Source organism: Helicobacter pylori FD535 (assembly GCF_000296015.2).
Lineage (GTDB): Bacteria > Campylobacterota > Campylobacteria > Campylobacterales > Helicobacteraceae > Helicobacter > Helicobacter pylori_CT.
Window position 1 is genome coordinate 38756 of record NZ_AKHP02000081.1, and the last position, 6679, is coordinate 45434.

2 protein-coding genes and 1 pseudogene are annotated in these 6679 nt (G+C 41.2%); all 3 read right to left on the minus strand.

The window, feature by feature from the left end; translation table 11 throughout:
• Position 1: 1 nt before the first annotated feature.
• On the minus strand, positions 2 to 292 hold the full coding sequence (locus DV63_RS17670; RefSeq protein WP_001171378.1) for a chorismate mutase: 291 nt from the start codon (positions 290 to 292) through the stop codon (positions 2 to 4).
• Between the two features lie 4 nt (positions 293 to 296).
• Entirely contained in the window at positions 297 to 1514 is a 1218-nt protein-coding gene (gene lysA / locus DV63_RS17675; protein WP_000483582.1) for a diaminopimelate decarboxylase, read from the minus strand.
• 47 nt (positions 1515 to 1561) lie between these two features.
• Positions 1562 to 6679, minus strand: a pseudogene (gene imaA, locus DV63_RS17680) (immunomodulatory autotransporter protein ImaA); the annotation flags it as partial.

The window sequence follows — 6679 nt, forward strand, 5'->3', positions numbered from 1 at the left end:
TTTATTTTTTCAACTCTTTTAGGGCGTTTTCTTGAAAATTTCTAGAAATCTTAAAAACCTCTGCATAAAAACCCTTAAGAATTTCTCCATTCAAATGCCTAAAATCCCTTTGGCTGAGTCGTTTTAAAATTTCTTGCTCTCTTTTAGGGCAATAAATGGGGCTTTCTTGTTTGATGAGAGCGATTTTTAAAGCGATCTCTAAGCGTTTGTCTAAAAGATCGCTTAATTCATTATCCAACGCATCAATTTCAGCCCTTAAATTTTCTAAAAGACTATCCAAATTCTTTTGCATCTAGTCAAACCCCTTTTAAGCCTTCTTCTTCTAACCGCCACAAATCTTCTAAAGCCTCTCTTTTTCTTATCACTCTGATTTTGTGATCTTCTAGGGCTAATTCTAAGAGTTTGGGGCGCGAATTGTATTGACTGGCCATGCTAGAGCCATAAGCCCCAACCTTTTCTATGGCTAATTTATCGCCTGGCTCTAATTCTGGCAAATGGACATCTTTTAAAAAAGTGTCGCTGCTCTCACACACAGGCCCTACCACATCGCAAGGCGAGATCTTACGCCCCTTAGAGGGCGTTATGACCCTTATGGCATGCCTAGCATGATACAAACTGGGGCGCAAGAAATCATTCATGCCCGCATCCACAATCACAAAGCGCTTGTTTTGAGCCTTTTTTTCATACAGAACCTGCGTGATCAATTCCCCACTCTCAGCCACGATGGATCGGCCCGGCTCACAAATAATAGTCAAATCCAAGCCTTGAAGCGCGTTTAAAATCCCTTGCGCGTAATCATAAAGCTTGATAGTTTCTTCGTTTTCATAGCTCACGCCAATCCCTCCGCCCGCATCAAAAAAACGCAAATCTATCCCTAACGCTATCAAAGATTTAGCGATTTTGGCCACCTTTTGGCTCGCTTCTATGATCGGCTCTAAATCTAAGAGCTGTGAGCCGATATGAAAATGCACGCTAACAGGCTCTAAAAACGCGCTTTTTTTAGCCCAAAGAAACATTTCTAAAGCTTCTTTTTCTCCCACGCCAAACTTATTTTCTTTCAAACCGGTAGAAATATAGGGGTGCGTTTTAGCGTCAATGTTGGGGTTGATTCTAATGGAAATCCTAGCCTTTATCCCTAAAGATTGGGCGATTGTTTCAATCGTTGTTAATTCCATAAAACTTTCTACATTCAAAAATAAAATGTTGAGTTTTAGGGCTTGTTCTATTTCAAATCCGCTCTTACCCACCCCGCTAAACACGATCCTATAAGGCTTGATCCCGGCTTTTAAAGCCCTGTGTATCTCGCCTATGGAAACGCAATCCGCCCCGCTCTCTAAATGGGCTAATAAAGAGAGAATACTCAAATTGGAATTCGCCTTTAAAGCGTAGCAAATCAAAGACTTACGCCCCTTAAACGCTTCCTTATAATTCAAAAAAGCCTGTTTGATTTTGTCAAAATCATAGAGGTAAAAAGGGGTTTTGTGAGTTTGAAACAGCTCTTCATAATTAAACATAAAAAAACCTAACCATAAAATTTGAACGAAGCATTATAGCAAAAAAGCTAAAACGCCACTCGCATGCCCACATTCCCGGTTATATTAATGTCCTGGTATTGCAAGCCCATCTTAAGCCCCACCCCAGCATTCACATACATCAAACGCCACAAATGCATTTCGCCCCCTGTAATCACGCTCATAAAAGTGTTGAAAACTTCCCCCTTGCGGTACAATAAAGTGTTTTCGCCCATAAAACGCACCATATTGCCATCTTTAGATTTGATCAAAAGATCCCTACCCAATCTCGCCGTTACAAAATAATAGGAATTTTGACCAAAATATTTACGGCTCTCCAACCCCATGTTGAGCGTTAAAACCGATTCGTTAGAGGGGTTTGAATGCATGAGAAATTGTTTGTAAGCGGCATCATTCATTTTGCCCTTCATCCCACTCAAGCCTATAAAATGATAGCTCAAGCCCACTTGAGGTTTTAGCACCACGCTTTTTTGTTTGAACATGAAATCATAGCCGTAATTCCCATTCACGCTCGTTGTCCAGGTGTTGTAGTTGTAGCGTTGGTTCAACACAGAAAGCAAGGGATTAGAAGAATTGATACTAGTTGCATTGCCTCCATAAGTTTCATTCGCGCTCAAAGTGAATTCGTTCCTTTTTAAAAAAGCCCTCGCATACACCCCCACATCCACATTATTACCCAAAGAATGCATGATGTTCCCATTAAAGTCACTATAGCCATAAGCCACATAACCCCCAAGGATCACATTTTTAACCAACCGATCATAGCCCACATTCAAGCCATAAAGCGTGCCATTGCCCCCAGAAATAAAGCTCGCTCCTCCCACCCCTTGAACCCAAAGGTTATTGGGGTGTTTGCTAAGTTGTGAATATTTGACAAAAACCTCTCCAGGGTTAGGATCGCTAAAACGCTTGTTTTTAAGCTCCAATAAGCGCTCAGAAAAATCAGACTCTCCCTCTCTAGCCCTAAAATCAGAGAGTTTCGTTAAACGGCTGGTTTGTTGGGTGTAGCTCGCCAATTCTAAAAGGTTAGTAGCGTTATCCCTGAAATTAGGGTTAGAAATCAAGCTTGCGGTGTTTTGAAGATCTTTTGTTACGCCTAAGATTTCATTCAAAGAGTGGTTTTCTAAATAAATCGGCGCAAAAAGCGGGTTTTCTTTAGTTTCCATCATCAATGTTGAAAGCCACTTGATAGCGTTATTCCCCCCTATAGCTTCAATTTGATTGAGTGCGCTTTGCCCTTGAATGCCCACAATGTAATCTTGTAGGGTAGGGGGGGTAAAATCCATCACTTTATCGCCGTAAGACATTTTAATCTGGTCATGAAGGACAGAAAGGCTTAAAATGTTGTTTTGATGGGCGTTGTTTGAGTTAGGCAACGCCACGCTTAACAATAACCCCTTATCTTGCAACAAAACCCGTTGGCCCAAATAAGTCAATGCGCCGTTTTCTTCCTTTATGTGGTTTCCGTTGATATTGATTAAAGTATAGAGATTCAGATACGATTGCAAGCTGTTGGGGTTGATATTGTAATCAATGTAACGGCTGCTTTTCAATAAAGTGTAAGTCGTGTTATCCGCCATGCTGTTATTGACATTCATAAAAGGCGTTTGGGTGGTGTTGAGATTGATGATCCCCTCTGCTTGAATGAGCGGCGTTGGCGTTTGAATATTTTCTAAATTAAAATGGATCGCTCCAAAATGATTCAAAGCCCCCCCTACTTCTAACCCATAAACCCCAGTGCTTAAAGAAGCGTTTGAAGCGATCGTTAAATTTTGAAGCACCTCTATTTTGCGCGTGGCGTTGTTGTTAAACGCTCCTTGAATGTTTAAATTATTCGTTACAAAGCTGGCGTTTTTTTCTAACACCGCTTGATTGGAAATAGTGAGGTTGTTGGCTTGGAATTGAGCGTTATTGTAAAGATACAGGTTTTTAATGGTTGCAGAGCCTTTAATCTTTGAAAAATCAACCACCCCGTTAGCGTAAATATTGCCTGAAAAATTGAAACCATTCGCCGTAACCATCAAGCTTTCATCGTTATTGTTCAAGGCGATTGGCGCGTCATTTGACGCCTTACTAGAAGAAGCGCCATTCGCGCTTTGGGCGCTAAGCGCGCAAGGGTTTGCAATGTTAGCTGTAGTTGGATCGCTTTGTTCCACACAACTAGCGTTGACAAACAGATTGCCTTGAGACACCAAAACATTGTTATTAGCGGCGTTAATCTTAAGGCCGTTGCTAGCGTTAAGCGTGGTAATATCAATGTTAGAAACTTGATCGGACAATAATTGAAGCGTTCCAACGTGGTTAGTGAACGAAATATGATTGTTGCCGGCAAAAATGAGCGAATTTCCTGCGTTAAAACTAAGCATGCCTCCATTAGCGTTAGAGAAAGTGGAATTTTGCACAAAAACATTGCCTTGCGAATTGAAACTAAAATCCCCTCTTTGCCACACTTGACTCAAGCCATAAGGCGCAAAAAGCCCTTTTTTACCAAGATTAGGCATCAAATCCCCCAAACCTTGTTCATAAATAGGCCCCAAACCTTTAGCCGCTAGGATTTTGTCTAAAACGCTTTTAATCTCTTGGTTTTGCAGCAAGCTTTCTAAAGAATTGAGCGCATCTTGGCCTAAAAATTCGCCAATCATTTGTTTGCCTAAAGCCACTACATCGCTTTGTAAAGCCTTGCTCGGTTTGACAATGTCTTGCAACACCACGCTTACCACTTGCCCTATATCGTTAGCGGAAATAAAGCCGGTGATCTGATTGAACAACCCTTTTTTACTCAATAAATCATTGATTGACATGCTCCCTATAAGCTTTTCAGGGTTTTGCAAATCAATGCCCCCCAATCCGGCTAATCCCCCCACTAGCCCAGTCCAAAAGCCTAATTTTTGTCTGATCAAATCCTTAATCGCTGTATTCAAACCGCTATCGTTCATGAGATTATCAAAATTATTCTGCCCTAAAAGCTGGCTTAGGGTTTGATTTTTTTGTTCAGGCGTTAAATACCCCCCAATCACACTACCACTCCCTAGCGTATTTACTATCAAATTCCCTAATCCCCCGGCTTTATTAATGGATTGCATTGCCACTTCGCCCAAAATATTAGCGAGCCCGGCCTGGTTGAAAACCTTATTAATACCCTCTTGACCCAGCATGCTAAAAATCCCATCGGTTTGCGAGCTTACGATATTAGCCTGGTTGAGAATGAGCGAAGTTTGGCTGTTAAAAGTTACGCTAGCGCTCCCCCCAGTCCCCCATGCGTTCCCACTCCCTAAAGTGCCGGTAAGATAAATTTCTTTAGCGTTAAAAGTCGTGTCAATATAGCCCAAATCAGCCGAGTTAGACTCCAAAAGCTGCCCCAAATAAGTGCCTCTAAATTTTTGGCACACAATATCAGTATAATCGCAAGGTGTTTGATAGCCCAAGCCCCCAAAAACCACCGCACTATTAGTGTCTGTTTGCCCTATTTTAGTCGCTCCTACAATCAAAGCGCCGTTATTGAAATTTTGCACGACCGAATTGTTTGCGTTATCAATCAACTCGTTAATGTTTTTCCAATCGCTAGGCGTGATGAGTTTGGTAAGCTCATTTAGTGCATTAGAGTTTAAAACGTTCAAACTTGAAAGCGAAAAATCATTCCCCAATATCTTTTTGATTTCAGGGTAGAGTTTGAGCACCATTTGCCCTAACGCTTTGATATTATTGAAATTATAGCCTTTGTTATAGATGTGTAACGCGCTAATAGGGTTGCCTTGCGCGTTATAGGTTTGCGAGATGATAGAAGACTCAGAGGTTAGATTGTTATTTTTCGTGGTGTTGTTACTGCCGCTGGCTTGATAGGATTGATTAGGGTTGTAATAGCCTTTCACGCTGCTTGTGAGGTAAAACACGCCTTCTGCGTCATCGCTATAAGAATACACGCCATTAGCGTTGTTATAAACTTTTTGGTAGTTAAAAATTTCAGAGCCAATGTTATAGAGCGTGTTTTTAATACCCGGGATTTGAGAGAGCGTAACGCTTAGTTGGTTGTCTTTAAAGCTCTCGGTGATTTTTAGGGCGTTATTAAGGGGGTTAGTGAAACTATAAGTTTGGTTTTTAGCATCATAAATCCCGTCATTGATGTGCATGCCAAAGAAGCTGATACGCTCATACCAATTACTATTCATGTCCGCTTGAATGATGTTATACACACGATTTTTATTATCGTTTAGATCGCTTAGTAAATCAATGTTAGCGATATTCAAACTCCCTTGATCGCTAAAAACAAGCTGGCTGTTTTTTAAATTCAGCACGCTGCTGTTGTTAGGGTTTAAGAGGTTGCCTCCCAAACTTAAGGGTGCTTTAATGTCAAGGGTTTGATGGAAAGTGATGGGGCTTTGAGAAAAAGCGTTATCATAGAAGTTAAACGCCGTGTTAGAAGTAATAGCGCTAGAGCCTTGAAAATCCAAAGAAGAGTTATTGCTTAAATTAAACTGCCCTCCTAAAGAGATCGCTCCCTTAAACACGATAGAAGAATGATTCAAACTCGTAGTAATATTCGCTGAATTGAAATTGACCGCTCCGTTAAAATTAAGGCGAGAGCCATCATTCACAACCAAGCTCGCATAATCGTTGATCGCGGCGTTATTGGAAACATTGATGGTGCTTTGGTTGAGGTTGAGCGAGCTGGTGTCGTTCAAATTCAAATCGCCCTGAAGTTCTAAAGTTGAATGGTTGCTCGCATTGATAGAGGCGTTTTGAGAAAGATTGATCGCATTGGCTTTAATGCTGCTTGTCCCCACTGAAACGCTTAAATTGGAATTGTCAAACAACACGCTTTTAGCTTGCATTTGATACAAACCAGAGCTTAAATTCGTGCTGTTGGTGAAACTAATCGCATTCTTGGCATTGAATTTGAAAACAGATTGCGTTTTCCCCACATAGCCCCTAAAAGAGCTGTTAGAAAAATCCAGATTCAAAGCGTTGAAACTGAAATTAGGATTGCCGCCATTTTGCGCGCTATCGTCTATAAAATAGGAGTTTTGGGCCTGAATGTTCGCGCTGTTAGAGATAAAATTCATAGACGAGCTTTGCGTGCCAGCGGCACGGTTATACAAAGTCGCGTTCGTTAAAAGAATGCCTTGAAGCCCGTTAAAATTAAGGCTCGC